Genomic DNA, 19,114 nt, shown 5'->3' with positions numbered 1-19,114 from the left:
AGAAATATTAGTGTGTGACAAAAAAATACAAAATAGTAGGGATTTTGCATTTTTGAATAGAATATATAGATTGGTGAATAGAGAGAGAAGGGGATATGGGGATGAATATTATTGAAATTGAAAGGTTAGAAAAATCGTTTGATATTGGGGATAGTAAAGTAAAAATATTAAAAGGCATTAATCTTCAAATTCAAAAAGGAGATTTTGTTTGTATTATGGGGGCAAGTGGTTCAGGGAAAACGACTTTATTGCAGCTATTAGGTGGATTAGATATTCCTTCGGTAGGTAGTATTCGAGTTGACGGTACAGAGATTTCAACATTAAAAGAGAAAGAGCTCGCTTTATTTAGAAGGCATAAAATCGGTTTTATTTTTCAGCAGTTTAATTTGATTCCAGTGTTTAGTGCGGAGGAAAATGTAGGATTACCGTTACTGTTAGATAATGTCTCGCAAAAGAAGGCAACGGTGACCGCAACTCGTTTATTAGAGCTTGTTGGGCTAAAGGGAAAAGAAAAACATTTACCAGCGCAGTTATCAGGCGGGCAACAGCAAAGGGTTGCGATCGCAAGAGCTTTTGCAAATGAGCCGGCAATTATGTTAGCGGATGAGCCAACAGGGGCATTAGACTCAGAAAATAGCAAAAATATCATCGCGGCACTTCGAAATGCGTGTGATGAGTTAGGACAAACAGCTGTTGTTGTAACGCACGACCCGTTCGTAGCGGCTCATGCTGATAAAGTTGTTTTCTTATTAGATGGTGAAGTGATTCATGAGCATGCTGAAAGTAAAGGGTGGAAGTTTCGAAATATCCCGCAACAAGTTACTCATATTCAAGAAATTATGAATTGCCACTTTAAAGTAGGAGGTAAAGGTGATGCGATGGGTAATTAAGTATGCGGTAAAATCAATGAAACAAAATTGGCTGCGAAATATGTTGATTGCCCTCGGTGCAGCTTTAGGTGTTATGTTAGCGACGATGTTATTACTAGGTAATCAATCAGTAGAACAAAGTGTGAAGGAACAAGTAGTAAGCCGGTATGGAGATTATAATTTACAATTTGGCTATATAAAAAATGATATGTATTTAAATAATGAAAGTTTAAAAGGAATAGATGGCTTAGAAAATGCCGAAAAAATATCAAAAGTACTTATACCATATCCTTTTCCAAATTATAAAGAGTTATCGGGAAAACCGTCCTATTGGGGTGTGGAGCAAGATTCTCCAGAAATGCATTCTTATAAAATATTAGAAGGTCGATATCCGAAAGAAGGGGCTGAAGTAGCACTGACAAAAGGGTATACAGATCGTGAAAATATACGGGTGGGAGATACGATTAAATTGCCATTCCCGCAGCATGGAGAAAAGACTGTGAAAGTCGTCGGCATTTTAAATCCACCGTTAATGGCGGCAATGGGGCATGGAGCTTATTTTCCAATCCAGTGGCTTCAAAAAGAATTAAATCTACCAAATCAATTCAATCTCATTCAAGTGAAAGTACAAGATGTAAATGTGAAAAAAGCAATTGCTTTTGATGTACATAAAAAGATTGAAAATATAAAGGTGGATCAACGTACTTATGTTGATAAGGCGTTTGAACGACTAAATGTAATGAAGCCGTTAATTTTTAGTTTAGGTGGTATTGCTTTATTTGTTGTAGCTCTTTTAATAATGGGAAGTTTCTTCTTATCTGTTAGAAGTCGATTTAAGCAGTGGGCATTATTACGTGCGCTCGGTAGTAACCCAAATCAAATTATAGTAGTCGTTTTATTAGAGGCTTTATGCATCGGAGCAATCGGATCGCTGGCAGGAGTTATTCTTGGAGCAGGTACGCAAACAATCGCTGCATCATTCATTAATAAATGGGTGAATATTGAGGGTGCAGGGAAAGCATCATTCTCAATCTCAGGTGAGATTTTACTCATTACGTTTTTACTAGGGATTGTTATGTCTATCATAGGGGCCATTATACCAGCTTTCATGGTTAGAAAGATTCCACCAGTTCAAGCACTTCGTCCTGGTCTTCCTAGTGATGAAAAAAAAGAAAAAAGATGGAGTGCTTTTAGCCTTAGCATTTTAATCATTGGTACCATTATTGGACTCACGGGTAGCGTATTAGAGCAGTATATTGGTTTTAATCCAAGTGCGATAGGAGCGCTTTTATTTGCGATCGGTTTATTATTGGCGATTCCGTTATTTATTCGTATGATAGCACCAGTGATTGCAAAACCGTTTCAAATGATATTAAGAATTGAAACTACGATTAGTAGCCGGAATGTAATTCGTTATCGAAACAAGGCAGCTGTGTCGGTTGCTATATTAGCATTTGGTTTTATGTTAGCACTTGTTGGAACGATGTATGTAAATTCTATGTATGAAGGTATGAAAAAAGGATTACAAAAACATTTACCAGCGGACTTAGTAGTAAGAATTCCGGTAGAGTCACAAGGAATAGAAACATTACCGTTTAGTTGGATGGAGAAGGTTAGAAAAATTGATGGTGTGGAATCGAGTGTTGGGAATGCTACTGACTTTACCGCAAAGCTTGTGAATTATGACTTTAAAAAAGCGAATCAAGAATGGTATGAATTTATGAAAAAAAACAATTTGAACTATGATTCAATGGAAGTTGTAGGTAACGATATTGTAGCGTACCAGAAAGTAACAAAGGCGAAAGTGATTGCAGGACAAACTTTAAATAAGCCATTACAAGATGGTGAGGGAGTCATTACGAAGGAAGTGGCTAAAAATTTAGGGCTTCAGTTGCATGATACGGTTGACGTACAAGGAAAAGGGAAAGAAAAACAAACAATTAAAGTCGTTTCGATTATTGAGCAAGGATTAAGGTTAAGGAGTTTGGATATTTTCGTAAATGAACAATGGGCTCGCGATAAGTTTCACGTACAAGGATATGAAGCCATTCAAATTATGACAAATTCTAATCAATCATTTGAAGCGATTAAGAAGCAAGTAAAAGAGATTACAAATAATAAAGAGAATGTAGAAGTTATAAATAGTTATGATTTATTGAAAGAACAAGAGCAGTTATTATCGCAAATGATGATGTTAATTCGCTTGTTAGTTGTAATTGTTTTCATTATTTCTGGTATAGGATTAATGAATGCGATTGTCGCAAGCTTGCATGAAAGACGTGCTGAAATTAGTATGATTCGTGCGGTAGGAGCTATTCCGAAGCAAATGAGACGGATCGTTTTATTAGAGGGAACTTTACTTGGAGCGATAGCTGGTTGTATTGGCATTTTTGGTGGGATTTTGTTTAGCTATATCGTATTATCAAGTTTAGAGTTAACGGTTATTATCATTCCGTATAATCAAGTTTTCATATTAGCTCTAGCTAGTGTGATACTTGGAGCAGGGGCAGCGTTGATTGCTTCCTTACAATTAAGAAAGTTTAAATTAAGTGATACTTTAAAGGAGTTATCAGCATAAAAGATTGCTATACCCCGCTCATACAAAGAACAAAGAAAACAAATAAAATGATAACAATACCAATGCCGAAGTTAAATACGAGAGTACTATCCATACTATGGAACCTCCTTATTTGAAAGTAAAAAGCACTCTAGCCAAGAGTGCTTTTTTATTTTGAATCTGCTTCAAAACTTTGAGGAAAGGATTCATGCATGTAAAGAGTTACATCATTTTATGTGTTTATATGTTGAAATGAGTAAGTCCTTGTGAGATAAAAAAAAGACACTCTTTCGAGTGTCTTTCATGATGACAAAATGTGCCAATTGCTTGAGTTTGATAAGGCGCTAATATCCGTTTTAACGCCTTTTCTTTGATCAAGAAGTGTAGCAACAGCGATTCAAATAAAATTGTACCATTTGTTTCATAGGTGTGCGTATGTAATTATGCATATTTCAATTGAAGGGAAATGAGGTGCGAAAAATGAATGAGTATATATAGAATATTTGATTAGGGGAGAGAAGGATGGATATACATAAGTTAACGGTAGCAGAAGCAAATGAGATAAATACGTGGACGTACGAAGAACCTTATAATTTATATAGTTTTTCAGGCGAGGAAGAAGTAATAGAGGAATTATTAGATGGGACGTATTATGGCTGTTGTGACGATAAGGGAGAGTTTATCGGCTATTTTTGTTTTGGGGAAAATGCACAAGTGCCAGGGGGAAGAGATGCTCATTTATATGGTGAAGAAGATGTAATTGATATCGGACTTGGCATGAAGCCAGTGTTAACAGGGAAAGGGCTGGGGAAAATGTTTTTTCAAGCTGGCATAGCGTTTGCTGTGAAAGAATATAAGCCGAAAACGTTTCGACTTAGTGTTGCGACATTTAATAGAAGAGCGATTAAACTATATAAAAAAATAGGTTTTCAACAAGGTCCTATTTTTTTGAGCCGCGGAAGGGAATTTATGCTCATGAAATACGAAAGACCGTCAGTATGAAACTGACGGTCTTTCGTATTTTATCCCGCTTTAATGGGCAGTAAGACCCCCACCTCAAAATTCAGCGAGAGCAAAGAATTTAGGTGGGGGATCAACTGCCCATAAAAGTCCGATTGGTTCGACTAATAATCAGTGGGGGATGAAGCAAACCCCCACTGATTAAAGTCTCACTTTATTCCGAGTGCTCAGCTCTATGCGCTAAGCGGCTTGAAGCAGCGGCAGCAATTCCGCCAACGATATCGTCAAGGAATGTATGCACCTTTCCAGTTGATTTATCATTTAAGTATTCTAAAATACCAGGTTTTAATTTATCGATATATCCAAAGTTCGTGAAACCGATAGAGCCGTACACGTTAACGATAGAAAGTGCGATTACTTCATCAATCCCGTATAAGCCTTCATCACGTTTTACGATATCTTGTAACGGCTCACTTAACATTCCTTTTTCAGCAAGAACATCGAGTTCGATACCTGTAATCAGTGCGTTTTGTACTTCACGTTTTGATAATACACGCTCAACGTTATAACGGCATTCTGACATCTCTAAATTTGGATGATATTTTTTTTGAAGAAAATGAACAAGCTCAGCAATATCGTCAATTGTTACACCACGTTCTTGTAATAGTTGTAATGCTCTTTCTTGTAGTTGATTTGATTCTTTCATGTTTATCACCTTTTTTTCTTTTTAGTATTTGTATACGTTTCGTTGCTTTATCATGTGCATAGGAATGAAAGGCGAGCACAAGCTCATATATATAAAGAAAAACCATAGGTGGCGACTGCGATGATTCATCATATTTATGAGCATTATCACATGCATGTTAAAGAATTAATCCCCCTTGGCCCCTATAAAAGCTTTTGGATTCGCAACAAAATTTATGTACTTGTTCCAATTGGAGAAATGGAGGAAGAAGTACTTGTAGAGATGAAAAAGCTCAGTGACTATATGAACCAGCAAGGGGATTTAACTGTAGCGACTTTCGTTCCGACTATACACGGCTACTATGTAAGTGAGATAGAAGAACAAAATTACTGTTTATTAAAAGGTATGCGTGCGTTAGAACGACATGCTACGTCATTAGGAAGTGAGCTTTCTATATTCCATAAACGAGGTGCATTCTTTCCAGAAGAAATTGAGCAATTAAGCCGCATTGGTGAATGGAAAGCGTTATGGGAAAAAAGGCTCGATCAATTAGAAAAGTTTTGGCAATCACAAGTGATGAACCACCCTACAGACGTATTCGATCAATTGTTTATTGAATCCTTCCCGTATTACTTAGGAGTTGCAGAAAATGCAATTCAATATGTTGTTGATACAGAAATGGATGATACGCCGCAATTAACTGATGCAGCAACAATTTGCCAAGAACGATTCACACCTTTATTATGGCATCAAACGAAGCGTCTCAAACTTCCTTTTGACTGGGTGTATGATCACCCAACTCGAGATATGGCAGAATTGATTCGCTATATGATGATAGAAAAAAAGAAAGACTGGGAGAAAACAATCGTTCAATTTGTTACAGATTACGAACGAAATTATTCACTATCCTCATTTGGTTGGCGCCTATTATTTGCAAGACTCTTGTTCCCGCTTCACTATTTTGAAACAGTCGAACGCTATTACCAAACTGGAAACGAAGAACAAAAAAGCATATATAGAGATCGCTTAGAAGCCATTTTACACGATGTGAACCGCTCTGAGCAATTTATGAAGCACTTTTATGGCTCACTTCGTTTACCAGTTGATAAGCTCGGGATTAGGAAATTAGATTGGCTGTCTTAAAAATATAAAAAAGAGACCAAGTGAGGTCTCTTTTTTATATACCACAATTGTATGTAATACATTATGCCCCTACCTGTTGCTCTGCACATATATTTAAAACGAATTGATGTTTTTCGAGTTTTTCATTTACTTTACCCAATAATTCTTGCTGGATTTCTTTAAATAAAAATTGATAGCTCGCATTCCATGTTGGTATAACGGATGAAAGGCCTAATAAATACTCTTTTTTCTTCTCTAGTTCTTGAATTGTTAAAAAAGTGTTCCCCATTTTTGGCATGTGTCGTCCCCCTATGTTTTTTACTTTATATGTGTGAACGATTCACTATATAGTATCAATTATCGCATTTTTTGAGAAGGATTTCCAATTTTGTTTTATGATGTTAACGGATAAGTATTATTTGAATAAAAAAGGAGACCAAATTTGGTCTCCTTTTAGAAAGTGACTTTGAACGAGCCGCTAGATAATATCCAGCTCCAGCGGCTAAAATGTTCGGTGGCTTCGCTTCTTCCGCCGAGGCAAAAAGCGCCTCTATGTCAGAAGCTCCATCCCCCTCACATTTTGAACGAGCCGCTTCCGCTTTTAATTAAAATACTTGTTCTACTTCAATAACGCCTGGTACTTCTTCAAGTAATGCGCGTTCGATACCAGCTTTTAGTGTAATTGTAGAACTTGGGCAGCTTCCGCATGCACCCATAAGGCGTAATTTTACGATACCTTCTTCAATGTCTACTAATTCAACGTCTCCGCCATCGCGAAGTAAGAATGGACGTAATTTATCTAATACTTCTAGTACTTGTTCTTGCATATGTGGGTTTTCCATTTTTATCGACTCCTTTCATCAGTTTTATTATAATCAAGATAGAGGGGAAAATCTATTTTTTCTCTTCTTGTTTTATTGTCGAAATTTTTTATCATGTTTACAACGTGTTTTTTCAGTATAGGGGTATGGAATAAGTTTGTAAAATGATGTGCTTATGTAATAAGACATCTGAATATACTGTTGAAACAAGAAGTGGGGGAGAAGAAATGGTTAATGTGCAAGTATATGGGACGAAAGTAATTTGTGCGAGCTGCGTTGGAATGCCATCTTCAACAGAAACGTTTGAGTGGTTACAAGCGGCGATTGGTCGTAAATATGAAGGACAAGAAAATAAATTTAATTTCGAGTATATTGATTTTCAAGAAGAACAAGAAGATGAAGATAAGAAAGCATTCGCAGAGCGAGTAGTGGAAGAAGATTTATTTTATCCAGTCGTTCTTGTAAATGGAGAAATTGTTGGAGAAGGAAATCCTCGTTTGAAGGATGTTTACGAAGAAATCGAGAAATATTTATAAAGCAGGAAGTCTTTGCGAATTTGCAAAGGCTTTTTTTTATTGGAGGGATAGATGTGGAGAGTGTAGTAAAGCATGCGTTACCAAAAGAAGTAGAGCAGTTGATGGAGCAATACATAGTAGGGCTAAAAGAAATTTTTTTAGATGAAAAAATAGTTGGCGTATATATTTACGGCTCCATCGCACTCGGTGCGTTTCATGCAGAAACGAGCGATGTTGATTTTATTACGGTAATAAGTGATTCTGTGAATGAAGCTGAAAAACAGAAACTGGTAGAACTTCATAAGAAACTTGGCGGTAGTACGTTAGGTAAAAGAATGGATGGTATGTATATTCCGCTTGCTAATTTAGGAAAATACAATGATGAAATGAATGAGTACGTGTATTGTGCAGATGGTAAGGCGAATATAGGACATTGGGATATTAATGCAGTCACATGGTGGACATTGAAAAATCAAGGTATTACAGTGATCGGGAAAGCAGCAGAGAATCTCCCGTTTCAAATAAGGTGGGATGATGTAGTCAATACGATGAAATACAACGTAGAACAGTACTGGAGTGGTAAGGCGAAGCAGCCATATTTATTCTTTATAGAAGAATGGGTAGAATCAGCGGTCGTTACGATGGGGCGTATTTTATATACACTAGATCATAAAACAATCGTTTCAAAAGATAGAGGATTGCAATACTTATTAGAACATCCAGCGGGGGAATGGGAGCTTTTATTAAAAGAAGTAGCGAGAATACGGCAGAACCCAAAAGAAAAGCGCATGCTCTCAAGGTGGAGAAGGGCAGATATGACGAAGAGGTATTTGCTGCACTTAATTGAGGCATGTAGAGAGAAATGGTAGGGAAGAAAAAGGACAATACAATTGTTTGTATTGTTCTTTTTTATATTTAATTTGGGATATAATGGTTAAAAAGGTTTAGTTATACTGGAGGGATATGATGGACACGGAATTAGTTACATATAAAGAAAAGAATGTACAAATGAGTATGCTCGAAGTAATCAGTATGATAGTAATTATTTTTGGGGTCATGTATGGAATTGGTTTTTTGAACTTTTTATATGACTCCTCATTATATCCATGGTATGTAGACCGCCTTATTCCGCCTTTAACATTTCTAACTATTATTTTAATATATTCACCAGCAAGAAATTACTGTTTACAGTTAGTAAAATCAATACAGTTCAATAATGTTAAACATTATTGAACGATAGTAATGGTGATGGTCGTACTGCTTATATATCTTGCGGTATTAAATGTAGTTTTACCACATGGGCTTGGTGTGGATGAACCTAATAGAGTAATAGAGCCTACTACAAGTGAAATCATTTTATATGTAGCTGTACGCACTATTTTCGTACCGATTTGGGAGGAGCTTTTATTTCGGGGAATATTTTTCACAAAATTATCTAAGCGCTTTTCTACACTTACTAGTATTGTGATAAGTGCTTTTATATTTACTTTAGGTCACCCCCTTACAGTAGGTAGTATTTTATATATTTTTGGTATAGGTGTATGTTTAGCCTATACATATAAGAAAACAAATAATTTACTCGTTCCATGGGGGATTCATGTATTAAACAATTCATTCTATTTATTATTGAATTTTCAACTGTAAAAAGACACCTTTTTGAAAAGGGAGTCTTTCCTATTTTGTAGTAAGTAGAAAGGGCTTTACACACATTGTGTAGAGGCAAGGTAATACAAAATATAAATAGTTTCATGTGAAACATTTTTATTATAAAATATGCAAAATGCTTAACTTAGTGTATTAAACCTATCATTCATAAGTATTTTAATATATTAAAAAGTAAAATAGAATAAGAAACGGATAATTGTCGGAATATATTCGATTTCCGTTCATTTTTATGAAATATATGTACTTTTTATTAGATTCCTTCTTTTTCTTTCTATAAAATACATGTATGTAGAAAGAAGAAAAGGATGATGTACGTGAAGGGCACTGTTTTACAAGAAACAATTTCTCCGCAAGAGTTGCATAAAGTTGTTCAAAAGAATACAGCTTATTATGACTTTAAGTGGGGCAAAGTAGAAAATCCAGCGCAAGGGAATACGTGGAATTGGGTGGCCTTTTTCTTCCCAACGTTTTGGTTAGCTTATCGTAAAATGTATAAGTTGTTTATTATACTTACGTTATTGGCGGTACCTAGTATCGTTGTAACTCCTTTTATAGATATTCCAGATGGAATTTATTTAACATGTAGTTTAGTTCTTCAGTTAGGAATGATGATATTTACTGGATGGCAAGGAAATCGTTTATATTATAAGCACGCTGTTCGTGTTCTACATAAGGGAGAAGGTACGCCTGATCATGAGAAAGCATATTACTTACAATCAAAAGGCAGCGCTAGTTTTGCTGGTATGATTGGTTTACAGGTCATAGTGATGATAGTATTTGGTGGAGCTATGTTTGGATTTTCCCTTTTACCAACTGAGCCGAATATTAAAAATGTCGTTCGTTCAAGTAGTGAAGGTGTTACTTTAGAGATTATGACGGATAATCCAACTTGGAAGTTTGTGAAGAAAGAGCAAGATTATGATGTAGTAGAATTTACTGGTTATGATTATACAGAGAAGAAAAACGTGAAAATTAAATTTGCTGTTTATTTTAGTGAAGACTATTTTGAATGGCAAGAAGTATATGAGAATAATAAGAAATTAAGTGAAGATGAGCTAGAAGAGTATCAATTTCACATTGAGGAAAATGGTTGGATATTCTAGTTAGAACTCATTCGTTTTGAAAAGGAGAATCTTGTGAAGGTTCTTCTTTTTTACTTGGAAACACTATACGAATTGAAATTTTGTAAAATACACTAAAAAATGAGAATTCCAGGTAGGCTTGTCAATAACGTGAGACTATGGCACTATAAAGAAATGCTGTACAAATTTTATTTATCGAGATGTAAACATCAATTTTGATTTTTACGTATAAATAATGAACGGAGGAAATGAATTTATGGCTACTTTACCAAATTGTCCAAAATGTAATTCAGAATATACGTATGAGGATGGCGTTCTTTTCGTATGTCCAGAATGTGCTCATGAGTGGGGCCAAGAAGCAGAAGCTGAAAATAATGATGGTGCAAAAGTTGTAAAAGATGCGAACGGAAACGTTCTTCAAGACGGCGATGCTGTTACTGTCATTAAAGATTTAAAAGTAAAAGGAACTTCTTCAGTTGTGAAGATTGGTACGAAAGTAAAGAGTATCCGTCTAGTTGATGGCGATCACGATATTGATTGCAAAATCGATGGTTTCGGAGCTATGAAGTTAAAATCACAATTCGTTAAGAAGGCGTAAGTAAAAAGAGGGGGCGAGTAGCCTCCTCTTTTTTATTGTCATTTTTTGTCGGTAAGTCGATATTCCTTGTCGAATCGTTGATATATTTCAAAAATCGTTGATATATTTTGAGTTACGATAGATATATTCGAAAAATCGTCGATATAATTTCACTTACCGAGAAAGGCGCATCATTTACCGAGCAAGAAGTATGATTTACTGCGCAGTATAGTCAACCTCTTTCAACTGACACCGTTTATTAAAGAACGTTTTATATCCGAGCTGCAAGAAGATAATGACAGCAAAAGCGGTACTTCCTGAAATACCAAGTATGATAGCAATTTGATATTGAATGGCTGTAAATGGTGATACACCAGCTAAGATTTGCCCGGTCATCATGCCCGGTAAGCTTATAATCCCCATTCCGACCATAGAATTGATCGTTGGTAAAATGGCAGAGTCAAAAGCGTCGCGTATGAGTGGAGCAGTTGCTTCTTTCGGTGTTGCGCCTAGCATAAGTGCCCCTTCAATTTGACTTCTTTGCGATTTCATATTGTTTAAGAACGTATTGGCACCGAGAGAAACACCAGTCATGGCATTCCCAACTAACATGCCTGTAATCGGAACGATATATTGCGGCGCATACCATGGGTCGTGCCCAATAATAACAAAAATAAATAGTAGAAGTGGCCCAATTGATCCGGCAACCATAGAAAGGGCGGCTACTCGTTTTAATTCTTTAGACATTGGGATGTTAACTCGTTTATAAATATTAAAAATTGCAAAGGTAGTAATAGAAGTAATGAGAGCAATTGTATAAAATAGGTTACTATTTTCAAATACGTATGTTAGGACGTAAGCAACGAGTACGAGCTGAATTGTCATACGGAACGTTGCGAGGGCAATTTGTTTTTCGCGAGGTATCCCTTTTAATTTCACGAGCCCGATTAAAATAAGAATGAAAATATATGCAGCGGCAAGTTGCCAAATTTGGAGTTCAATAACGCCCTTCAACTGAGAGCACTTCCTTTCTAGTTGCACCGTTTGCTTTATTAATCTCAATAATATCGTCCGCAATTTCTTCTGGAAGTTGTTGTGAGTGTGTGATGAAGATAACTGTTTTTTTCTTTTCTCTTGCTAGCGTAGTAAATTGCTTCATAACGCGTCTTTCTGTATCGCTATCTAACGCTGAAGTTGGTTCATCTAATAAATAGACAGGTGGATCCATAAGTACAATACGTGCAAAAGAAAGTCGTTGTTTTTCCCCGCCCGATAATGAATTAGCGTTGTCTTCTACATTTTTTTCTAAGCTAACAGTCGTTAATGCGCTTCGCAGGGCATCATCATTTGGAAATGGTTTTTCAGAAAGACGAAGTCCCATTAATAGATTGTCTTTAATCGTGCCATCAAAAATAGGTGGAGTTTGCCCAAGCATGACTACGTCACGTCGTAATTGAATAGGGGGATAATCAGAAATTAGTTTTCCATTATATTCAATTGTACCGGATGTTGGAGATTGTAAATCATTTAGCATGCGGAGCAATGTACTTTTTCCGCTCCCGCTTTCACCGATAATACATGTGATTTTTTCTTTTTGAATCTGTAAATAAGGAATACTTAGTATATCTTTATATGTAATGTCTTTTAATATAAACATAAATTGCTCCTTTCTGATTCTAGTTATATCGTATCAAAAAAGAGAGAGAAATAGAAAAATAAGGTTATAAAGAGCACCGTTTCTTTTTCGTTTTAATCTCTAGTAACAAGTTAAGTAAGCGATCCAATTCTTGGCTGAAAGAAATTACTTTATCATGAGTGAATCCGTACTTTTCAACAAGATAGATCAATTCTTTCTTCTTCATTTCTATTCGATCGTTTAGTTTCGTTACATTCATAAGTGAATTGTAATGCCTCCTAAAAAAGTATGTATTACATAAAAAATAAGACCGAATGAATTCGGTCTTAAAGGAAATAATAAAACAACTTATAAATAGCATACACTTTTCATCCGTAGTTTTTAATATGAAAATGAAAAATAAAACATGATTCATGTTGAGAAAAATATGTCTGATAATTATTTTTTTATGAATACAAAGAGGCTGTCTACTATGTAGACAGCCTTTAAAATATTAACCTTTATGATATTTGTACATCCAAAGAAGACCAGATTTCAATAATCTCGGTACACGCCCCATTAAGGGCTGATTTGCTAGTAAACCAAAGCCGTGCTTCTTACCAAGAGAGCCGAGAACACCTTTTAATTTAATTACAGGTAGTTCATCAGGAAGTGATTCATTATTCCAACGTTTTAATAATATTTGGACAATTTGTTCTCCTTGACCTTCAGCAAGCTGAGCAGATGGTGCATGTGGAAGTGCTGCACAATCTCCTACAACGTAAACGTGCTCGTTATTTGGAATATTGTGATATTTTGTTAAAACAACCCGTCCGCTACCATCTTGTTCAACTGGAAGGTTTCGAACAACTTCATTTGCTTGAATACCAGCCGTCCAGACGATTGCATCACATTCAAGTGGTTCATCATGGTTGTACACAATATTTGGTTCTACTTTTGTAATGTTAGAGTTTCGTATAATGTTAACTTTATGCTTTACAAACCATTCTTCTACATATCTACTTAATTTCTCTGGATATGGGAATAAAATTCTATCTTTTCGATCAAATAAATAGATTTTTAAATCAGAACGGCTTTCGCGAAGTTCACTTGCTACTTCAACGCCACTTAAGCCAGCACCAACAACAGCAACTGTTGCATTCGGTTCTAGGCTATTTAATTGTTCATATGTCTTACGTGTTTGTTCAATTGATTGTAGACTGTGTGTATATTCCTTTGCTCCAGGAACGTTATGATATTTATCTTCACAGCCAAGTCCGATAATTAAATCATCATATTGGATTGCTTCGCCGCCATCAAGATGAACAGCTTTTTCTTCGAGATCAATATTTGTTATTGTGCCGTATTGAATATTAAGGCGTGGGTGCTCAGGAAACGGTATGCGAATATGCGTTTCTGAAATTGTACCCGCTACTAATGCATAATATTCAGTTTTGAAACAATGGTATGGTACTTTGTCGATTAATGTCACTTGTACATCATCCGGAAGTTGGTTGCTTGGAAGTAGCCGTTGCAGAATTCTCATTCCACCGTAGCCGCCACCTAGTATTACGAGGTGTTTCATGATGGATTACCCCTTTTCTGTTGAAATATCCCCTAATCACACAATTTTATATTAATAAAATATTTCGACTTTACTCAATCAAATTATATCGAATTTGTGAACAAATAACAATGCATGAATGAATACTCTGTTGTACAATAAGAAGAAAAGTAAAGTAAACTGTTTTCATTTTTTAGTTACTATTTCATTATGAATAGCATGTTATATAGAATAGAGCCATCTACTTTGAAGTGAAATAGTGAAGTAACTAAATAGTTTAGAATGTATAACGAAAACAACAAGAGAAAACTTCGTTTTCTTCTTAATAGATAAAGTCAGAAAGTAATTTGTTTTGTAGTACAGGGGGGAGAATTTTGATTAAACCATTAATTGAATTTTGTGTAGGTAACCTTGCGAGTGGCTCACAAGCAGCTTTAGAGAAATTAGAAAAAGATCCGAATTTAGATGTAATGGAGTATGGCTGTTTAGGATATTGTGGTATTTGTTTTGAAGGACCATTTGCTCTTGTAAATGGTGAAGTCGTACAAGGTGCTACAGTAGAAGAACTTGTCAATAATGTATATGAGTATTTGGATGAAAATCCAATGTTTTAAGGTGTTGCAATCGGCAGCACCTTTTTCTATTAGATAAAATCTTATTTCGCAGGGGAGGCTAATATTGTATATAAATAAAAAAAGGCCCTTTTAGAAGGGCTTTTTTCTTACACAATTTGTGCAAGAATGGCTCATCGCCAAATGTTGTCAAATATGAGAAACGGGGGACATTCATATTGTGTTCTAAAAGCATGCATTTTATACTTAAAATAACAAATTATTTTTGGAGTGAATACAAATGAGCCAATTTTCTTTTACAAAAATGCATGGTCTTGGCAATAGTTATATATATGTAAATATGTTTGAAGAACAAATTCCTGAAGAAGATTTAGCTCTTGTGGCGGAAAAGGTTTCAAATATTAATACTGGTATTGGAGCAGATGGAATGATTTTAATTTGTCCATCTGACGTAGCTCCGGTGAAAATGCGCATGTTTAATAATGATGGTTCAGAAGGAAAGAGCTGCGGTAACGGTTTACGCTGCGTAGCGAAATATGCGTATGAGCATAAACTAGTAGAAGAAACAGTTTTCACAATTGAAACGTTAGCTGGTATTGTAACGGCGGAAGTAACGGTAGAAGAAGGGAAAGTTACATTAGCGAAAATCGATATGGGAGCACCGCGTTTAACACGTGCAGAAATACCGATGCTTGGTGAAGGTGAAACACCATTTATTCGTGAAAACTTCTTATACAATAATCATCGTTATGCATTTACAGCTGTTTCAATGGGGAATCCGCATGCGGTTATTTTTGTTGATGATGTAGAGCAAGCACCTCTTACAACACTTGGGCCAGTCCTGGAGACACATGAAATGTTCCCAGAGCGAGTAAATGTTGAATTCATCGAGATTTTGAATGATGCAGAGATGAACTTCCGTGTTTGGGAACGTGGATCTGGTGTAACACAAGCTTGCGGAACAGGTGCGTGTGCTGCAGTTGTAGCCTCTATTTTAAATGGGAAAATGGAACATGGTAAGGAAATTACAGTTCATTTAGCTGGCGGCGATTTAATGATTGCATGGACAGAAGAAGGCAATGTATTAATGAAAGGACCAGCAGAAGTAATTTGCCGCGGAGTGTATGAGTACAAGATAGAAGCGTAAAGATGTATAATAGAATGAGAACAGAAAGGATGGTGTATTTCATGATTGAAGTAACAGAACAAGCAGCTTTTCAAATTAAAGATATGTTAAAAGATGCTGAAGATGGAGAGAAGTACGTGCGCCTTGCTGTACATGGCGGCGGATGTAGTGGCCTTTCTTACGGCTTAGGATTTGAAGTAGAACCAAAAGAAGACGACACAGTTCTTGAGTTTTTCGGTGTTGAATTTGTTATCGATACAGAAAGTGCTCCAATTGTTAAAGGAGTAAAAATTGATTATAAACAATCTATGCTTGGCGGCGGATTTACAATCGATAATCCAAACGCAATCGCATCATGCGGATGTGGATCATCTTTCCGCACAGCATCAAATGCTGGTAAGCCAGAAGAGTGCTAAGTTTTTTCATTCCGTTAGTTTAAGCGGAAATTGACTTGATGGATTGTGGATTACAAGGTTTAGACCGCAGGAAAACAAGTATCTTTGGGGAGATAAACGACCCGAAAACGTTCAATATACGGTTGTGGAAGACGACCTTCTTAGCGATGAAATTTAATCGTTAAGGGGGTCTTTTTGTTTTGTCACTAAAAAAGAAAAAGCGTATTACAAAGATGGAGAGTGCTAGTAAAAAGTATCCGCAACTAACTTTGGAGCAGGCGTTGGATATTATTATTTCAGGAAAATGTGCGGAAGGTGGTCGAGATAGGACGCTAAAAGACTATATGAAGATGTGGGGATATTTTACCGATTGGTTGCTTGATAATTATGAGGTTGAATATTTCGATGAACTAACGGCAGAAATGTTTCGTAACTATATTAACTACATGAAATACGATAAGAAGCGTTATGAAGGGCATAAGTTTATTGATGCTGATAAGCAAGGGATTGGTTTATGCGATACGACAATCAACATTAATATTCGTACATTACGAGCATTATTTAATCATTTGTATAGAGAGGAACTAATCGAGGTCAACCCGATAGGAAAGATTAAACTATTGCGGCAGGATATCGACTTAACAAATTCATTTACCGATGAAGAAGTAAAGGGAAGACTACTGCAGCCTAACTTGCGAGACTTCGTAGGAATAAATGTTTTACTAGATTCGGGACTATGTATACAAGAACTAATGAGTTTAAGGGCAGCGGATATTTTTGTCTAGCTATGGCGAGCCATTAGGTGCAAATCACTTTAATAAGCGTCTAAAGTATTACGCAGAGAAGCGGGTATTAAAGATAAGAAAGTAACTGCACACGTCTATCGCCATACATGGGCCAAAAATATGATTCTAAATGGGTGTGATGCGTTCACGTTACAAAAGATTGGTGGCTGGTCTGATATCCGTACTATGAGGCGTTATATACAGATGGATGTTGAGGAAATGCGGAAGAGTCACGATGAGTTTTCACCTCTAACAAAATTAAGAAGAACAAGATAAATAAAAAGTCCCCAGCGCCAACTGGGAGACTCAAAACAAGCCGTTTGCTATCCAATAATTAAATACTAGACAGCCGTTAGCGTCATTCTATCGAAAAAATCGAAGGGTACAGTAGCTCGTGAGATTCAAACATCACCAAAGAGAGGTTTACTTGGGGTGCGTTGACGAAGAGATTCTAAACAATCAAGTACAAAGCAAGCGGTTAGCTAGGCAGTTACTCAAATAGGGTGACTGTCTTTTGGTATCCTAGACTTTCTAGTCTAGACATCAGATGATGGTGCATGTAAAATTTAGGATACAACTAAACATTAAGTAAAATTACTATTGAGTAACCAAGGAGATTACAAACTATGAAATTCAACAAGACAGGAAAGAAAATCGTTGCAGGATTCACTATTATTGGCTCTCTAGTAATTGGAGCAATCTCTTACCATAAAATCGCTATCGATGACGAGAAACGAGACTATAACAAACTAGTTAAGGAATACGGCGAATTAGCTGATGAGCGTAATGAATATGCTAAAATCCTTCGAAATCTACATGACAAAGGGATAATTAATGATGACTTGGAGCTTCTAAAGGAAGAAGATAAGAAAGAGGAAGCTGAACCAGTCGATGATACTAAAGAGCAGAACACAAATGAGGAGCTTTTAGATAAAAAGCAGGAGGACGATCTATCCCAAGAGTCTGAAGGAGCCGAAAAGGAAAAACTCAAAGAGGAACAGTATGCAGCACGAGAAAAGAAAGCTTATGCGAATCTCAATTCTCTAGGAAGTTCCGAAGCTCAGGAGACTTACAAAGAACTAATCAAGCCGAAGCTCGAAAGGTGGGCTTCCGAAGATATGCTCAGTGTTGCTCAGGAAGGGACAAACTTTCATGAGATAGATGATATTCATTTGCCTTGGACAGATGCAACAGAGCCGAATGGGACGAATACAAAGCACATCTACAAGAACGGCTATGACCAACTAGAGATTACATACAACCTTGACGGAATTATTACAAAGTCTGAATGGAAAACAGGAGTGAATAAATAATGATAAAAACTCCAATGTCTACACTTACAACGAGAAATCTTAATAAAACTGTTATCGCATACTCGAACGGGGAACAGGTTTTTAAAGGGTGCTTGTAAGATTTCCTATTCATGTCTTACAAAGGGAAGCAAGCTCTAAGGGTAACATCATTCTGTATTGATATGAAAGGTAGAAACTAATATGCATACACTTGAAAAATTACTAAAAGTACAATCTCAAATACGAGAGTTGCATATTGACGGTCTAATGAGTGACGACTCCTTCTCAGAGATGTCATCCTACATCGAGATGTTAATTGACGAAGAGAAGGAGTCTGTACATTAATCTAAGATAAAAACTTTGTGAAGAAGACTCGAAAGACTTTACTCTTTGTTGTTAGGAGAATTAGTCTTTGGAGTCGTCTTTTTAGATTTTAATGAATTTAATTTATCCTCTCGTTCCATTCTTTGTTCCGCTCTCCTTACAATTCGTATAAACTCTTTAGCAAACAATTCAAGGTTTAACTCTCCAATAGTTTCCACTTTCACTAGTAAATCACTCCTTTAAGTTTATACGGATGATTTTATCATTTTGAGAGGAGAGTGGATTTGAGAAAGTTCAGTGATGGTTTACTAAGATTATACTTGTGTGTGGTGGGAGGTTTGGGTAGAATGTAATCAACGAGATACATCGCTAAGAGTATACGATGTACACAACCTTATTGAACGGAAACAATCGTGGTAAGTCGGCTTGAATGCTGATATTACTGCGTTTTAGTCTAATGCAAACTGACCGTATAATTCACAATCGACAATCCAAACGCAATCGCATCATGCGGATGTGGATCATCTTTCCGCACAGCATCGAATGCTGGTAAGCCAGAAGAGTGCTAAGGTTTTAGCCGAAATAGAA

22 protein-coding genes and 3 pseudogenes are annotated in these 19,114 nt (G+C 36.2%); 17 read left to right on the top strand and 8 right to left on the bottom strand.

Features of this window, described 5'->3' with window-relative positions:
* Positions 1 to 101 precede the first annotated feature (101 nt).
* The 3 genes from ATN06_RS25330 (at position 102) to ATN06_RS25320 (ending at position 4,428) form a co-directional block, all read left to right on the top strand.
* Complete coding sequence (locus ATN06_RS25330) at positions 102 to 890, top strand: ABC transporter ATP-binding protein (protein WP_060632751.1); 789 nt, start codon at positions 102 to 104, stop codon at positions 888 to 890.
* Positions 874 to 3,447, top strand: a complete 2,574-nt coding sequence (locus tag ATN06_RS25325) for an FtsX-like permease family protein (RefSeq protein WP_060632750.1) — start codon at positions 874 to 876, stop codon at positions 3,445 to 3,447. Before ATN06_RS25330 ends, ATN06_RS25325 begins: the two co-directional genes overlap by 17 nt.
* A gap of 501 nt (positions 3,448 to 3,948) precedes the next feature.
* Positions 3,949 to 4,428: a GNAT family N-acetyltransferase gene (locus ATN06_RS25320; RefSeq protein ID WP_060632749.1), complete on the top strand. Its 480-nt coding sequence runs from the start codon at positions 3,949 to 3,951 to the stop codon at positions 4,426 to 4,428.
* Between the two features lie 172 nt (positions 4,429 to 4,600).
* Here ATN06_RS25320 and ATN06_RS25315 read toward each other — a convergent pair whose 3' ends face one another.
* A complete protein-coding gene (locus ATN06_RS25315; protein WP_000665103.1) occupies positions 4,601 to 5,092 on the bottom strand; it encodes a phosphatidylglycerophosphatase A family protein in 492 nt (163 codons plus the stop codon).
* A gap of 120 nt (positions 5,093 to 5,212) precedes the next feature.
* Here ATN06_RS25315 and yutH point away from each other — a divergent pair, with 120 nt between their 5' ends.
* Positions 5,213 to 6,214 carry a spore coat putative kinase YutH gene (gene yutH, locus ATN06_RS25310; RefSeq protein WP_060632748.1) on the top strand — a complete coding sequence of 334 codons (1,002 nt, stop codon included), beginning with the start codon at positions 5,213 to 5,215 and terminating at the stop codon, positions 6,212 to 6,214.
* A 61-nt stretch (positions 6,215 to 6,275) separates the two neighbouring features.
* Here the strand turns inward: yutH and ATN06_RS25305 are convergent, their stop codons facing one another.
* Together ATN06_RS25305 and ATN06_RS25300 are read right to left on the bottom strand one after the other, a co-directional pair.
* On the bottom strand, positions 6,276 to 6,491 hold the full coding sequence (locus tag ATN06_RS25305) for a hypothetical protein (protein ID WP_001125496.1): 216 nt from the start codon (positions 6,489 to 6,491) through the stop codon (positions 6,276 to 6,278).
* A 307-nt stretch (positions 6,492 to 6,798) separates the two neighbouring features.
* Complete coding sequence (locus ATN06_RS25300; RefSeq protein ID WP_000431159.1) at positions 6,799 to 7,035, bottom strand: NifU family protein; 237 nt, start codon at positions 7,033 to 7,035, stop codon at positions 6,799 to 6,801.
* Positions 7,036 to 7,241: 206 nt separating this feature from the next.
* Between ATN06_RS25300 and ATN06_RS25295 the strand changes: the two genes are divergently transcribed.
* From ATN06_RS25295 to phnA, 5 genes and pseudogenes are all read left to right on the top strand, one after another.
* The gene (locus tag ATN06_RS25295; RefSeq protein ID WP_000248590.1) at positions 7,242 to 7,550 is read left to right on the top strand and encodes a YuzD family protein; all 309 of its coding nucleotides are present in this window, start codon (positions 7,242 to 7,244) and stop codon (positions 7,548 to 7,550) included.
* A 53-nt stretch (positions 7,551 to 7,603) separates the two neighbouring features.
* Positions 7,604 to 8,398: a nucleotidyltransferase domain-containing protein gene (locus ATN06_RS25290; protein WP_060632747.1), complete on the top strand. Its 795-nt coding sequence runs from the start codon at positions 7,604 to 7,606 to the stop codon at positions 8,396 to 8,398.
* A 97-nt stretch (positions 8,399 to 8,495) separates the two neighbouring features.
* Positions 8,496 to 9,173, top strand: a pseudogene (locus ATN06_RS25285) (CPBP family intramembrane glutamic endopeptidase).
* A gap of 329 nt (positions 9,174 to 9,502) precedes the next feature.
* The gene (locus ATN06_RS25280) at positions 9,503 to 10,297 is read left to right on the top strand and encodes a DUF2628 domain-containing protein (protein ID WP_060633197.1); all 795 of its coding nucleotides are present in this window, start codon (positions 9,503 to 9,505) and stop codon (positions 10,295 to 10,297) included.
* A 235-nt stretch (positions 10,298 to 10,532) separates the two neighbouring features.
* Positions 10,533 to 10,874, top strand: a complete 342-nt coding sequence (gene phnA, locus ATN06_RS25275; RefSeq protein ID WP_000212737.1) for an alkylphosphonate utilization operon protein PhnA — start codon at positions 10,533 to 10,535, stop codon at positions 10,872 to 10,874.
* Between the two features lie 195 nt (positions 10,875 to 11,069).
* On the opposite strand, the gene ATN06_RS25270 is transcribed toward phnA, so the two are convergent.
* From ATN06_RS25270 to ATN06_RS25255, 4 genes are all read right to left on the bottom strand, one after another.
* Positions 11,070 to 11,867 carry an ABC transporter permease gene (locus ATN06_RS25270; protein ID WP_060632746.1) on the bottom strand — a complete coding sequence of 266 codons (798 nt, stop codon included), beginning with the start codon at positions 11,865 to 11,867 and terminating at the stop codon, positions 11,070 to 11,072.
* A complete protein-coding gene (locus tag ATN06_RS25265; protein ID WP_060632745.1) occupies positions 11,851 to 12,510 on the bottom strand; it encodes an ABC transporter ATP-binding protein in 660 nt (219 codons plus the stop codon). The genes ATN06_RS25270 and ATN06_RS25265 overlap by 17 nt, the downstream gene beginning before the upstream one ends.
* Positions 12,511 to 12,574: 64 nt before the next feature.
* Positions 12,575 to 12,748 carry an aspartyl-phosphate phosphatase Spo0E family protein gene (locus tag ATN06_RS29295; protein ID WP_060632744.1) on the bottom strand — a complete coding sequence of 58 codons (174 nt, stop codon included), beginning with the start codon at positions 12,746 to 12,748 and terminating at the stop codon, positions 12,575 to 12,577.
* 234 nt (positions 12,749 to 12,982) lie between these two features.
* Positions 12,983 to 14,053, bottom strand: a complete 1,071-nt coding sequence (locus ATN06_RS25255) for an NAD(P)/FAD-dependent oxidoreductase (RefSeq protein ID WP_060632743.1) — start codon at positions 14,051 to 14,053, stop codon at positions 12,983 to 12,985.
* Between the two features lie 353 nt (positions 14,054 to 14,406).
* Between ATN06_RS25255 and ATN06_RS25250 the strand changes: the two genes are divergently transcribed.
* The 7 genes and pseudogenes from ATN06_RS25250 to ATN06_RS29290 all read left to right on the top strand — a co-directional run bounded on the left by ATN06_RS25250 (position 14,407) and on the right by ATN06_RS29290 (position 18,547).
* On the top strand, positions 14,407 to 14,646 hold the full coding sequence (locus ATN06_RS25250; RefSeq protein WP_000595026.1) for a YuzB family protein: 240 nt from the start codon (positions 14,407 to 14,409) through the stop codon (positions 14,644 to 14,646).
* Between the two features lie 238 nt (positions 14,647 to 14,884).
* Complete coding sequence (gene dapF / locus ATN06_RS25245; protein ID WP_060632742.1) at positions 14,885 to 15,751, top strand: diaminopimelate epimerase; 867 nt, start codon at positions 14,885 to 14,887, stop codon at positions 15,749 to 15,751.
* A 41-nt stretch (positions 15,752 to 15,792) separates the two neighbouring features.
* A complete protein-coding gene (locus ATN06_RS25240) occupies positions 15,793 to 16,146 on the top strand; it encodes a HesB/IscA family protein (RefSeq protein ID WP_000573825.1) in 354 nt (117 codons plus the stop codon).
* Between the two features lie 179 nt (positions 16,147 to 16,325).
* Positions 16,326 to 16,910: a tyrosine-type recombinase/integrase gene (locus ATN06_RS25235; RefSeq protein ID WP_303393922.1), complete on the top strand. Its 585-nt coding sequence runs from the start codon at positions 16,326 to 16,328 to the stop codon at positions 16,908 to 16,910.
* A gap of 57 nt (positions 16,911 to 16,967) precedes the next feature.
* A pseudogene (locus ATN06_RS29845) lies at positions 16,968 to 17,186 on the top strand (tyrosine-type recombinase/integrase); the annotation flags it as partial.
* A 350-nt stretch (positions 17,187 to 17,536) separates the two neighbouring features.
* Complete coding sequence (locus ATN06_RS29545) at positions 17,537 to 18,223, top strand: hypothetical protein (RefSeq protein ID WP_060632741.1); 687 nt, start codon at positions 17,537 to 17,539, stop codon at positions 18,221 to 18,223.
* A gap of 180 nt (positions 18,224 to 18,403) precedes the next feature.
* Positions 18,404 to 18,547, top strand: a complete 144-nt coding sequence (locus tag ATN06_RS29290) for a hypothetical protein (RefSeq protein WP_176225726.1) — start codon at positions 18,404 to 18,406, stop codon at positions 18,545 to 18,547.
* A 38-nt stretch (positions 18,548 to 18,585) separates the two neighbouring features.
* Here the strand turns inward: ATN06_RS29290 and ATN06_RS29285 are convergent, their stop codons facing one another.
* The gene (locus tag ATN06_RS29285) at positions 18,586 to 18,750 is read right to left on the bottom strand and encodes a hypothetical protein (RefSeq protein WP_176225725.1); all 165 of its coding nucleotides are present in this window, start codon (positions 18,748 to 18,750) and stop codon (positions 18,586 to 18,588) included.
* Positions 18,751 to 19,002: 252 nt separating this feature from the next.
* Between ATN06_RS29285 and ATN06_RS28960 the strand changes: the two are divergent.
* Positions 19,003 to 19,095 (top strand): annotated as a pseudogene (locus ATN06_RS28960) (iron-sulfur cluster assembly accessory protein); the annotation flags it as partial.
* Positions 19,096 to 19,114 lie beyond the last annotated feature (19 nt).

The sequence above is a fragment of the Bacillus thuringiensis genome, from assembly GCF_001455345.1.
GTDB lineage: Bacteria > Bacillota > Bacilli > Bacillales > Bacillaceae_G > Bacillus_A > Bacillus_A thuringiensis_N.
The sequence above is the reverse complement of the archived record's forward strand: the minus strand, read 5'-3'. Positions and strand labels throughout refer to the sequence as shown.

Coding starts and splice junctions, on each gene's coding strand:
- ATN06_RS25320 (WP_060632749.1), top strand. CDS start 3,949: ATGGATATACATAAGTTAACGGTAGCAGAAGCAAATGAGATAAATACG.
- ATN06_RS25305 (WP_001125496.1), bottom strand. CDS start 6,491: ATGCCAAAAATGGGGAACACTTTTTTAACAATTCAAGAACTAGAGAAG.
- ATN06_RS25315 (WP_000665103.1), bottom strand. CDS start 5,092: ATGAAAGAATCAAATCAACTACAAGAAAGAGCATTACAACTATTACAA.
- ATN06_RS29545 (WP_060632741.1), top strand. CDS start 17,537: ATGAAATTCAACAAGACAGGAAAGAAAATCGTTGCAGGATTCACTATT.
- ATN06_RS25280 (WP_060633197.1), top strand. CDS start 9,503: ATGTACGTGAAGGGCACTGTTTTACAAGAAACAATTTCTCCGCAAGAG.
- ATN06_RS25330 (WP_060632751.1), top strand. CDS start 102: ATGAATATTATTGAAATTGAAAGGTTAGAAAAATCGTTTGATATTGGG.
- ATN06_RS25265 (WP_060632745.1), bottom strand. CDS start 12,510: ATGTTTATATTAAAAGACATTACATATAAAGATATACTAAGTATTCCT.
- ATN06_RS25240 (WP_000573825.1), top strand. CDS start 15,793: ATGATTGAAGTAACAGAACAAGCAGCTTTTCAAATTAAAGATATGTTA.
- ATN06_RS25255 (WP_060632743.1), bottom strand. CDS start 14,053: ATGAAACACCTCGTAATACTAGGTGGCGGCTACGGTGGAATGAGAATT.
- dapF (WP_060632742.1), top strand. CDS start 14,885: ATGAGCCAATTTTCTTTTACAAAAATGCATGGTCTTGGCAATAGTTAT.
- ATN06_RS29295 (WP_060632744.1), bottom strand. CDS start 12,748: ATGAATGTAACGAAACTAAACGATCGAATAGAAATGAAGAAGAAAGAA.
- yutH (WP_060632748.1), top strand. CDS start 5,213: ATGATTCATCATATTTATGAGCATTATCACATGCATGTTAAAGAATTA.
- phnA (WP_000212737.1), top strand. CDS start 10,533: ATGGCTACTTTACCAAATTGTCCAAAATGTAATTCAGAATATACGTAT.
- ATN06_RS25300 (WP_000431159.1), bottom strand. CDS start 7,035: ATGGAAAACCCACATATGCAAGAACAAGTACTAGAAGTATTAGATAAA.
- ATN06_RS29290 (WP_176225726.1), top strand. CDS start 18,404: ATGCATACACTTGAAAAATTACTAAAAGTACAATCTCAAATACGAGAG.
- ATN06_RS25295 (WP_000248590.1), top strand. CDS start 7,242: ATGGTTAATGTGCAAGTATATGGGACGAAAGTAATTTGTGCGAGCTGC.
- ATN06_RS25325 (WP_060632750.1), top strand. CDS start 874: ATGCGATGGGTAATTAAGTATGCGGTAAAATCAATGAAACAAAATTGG.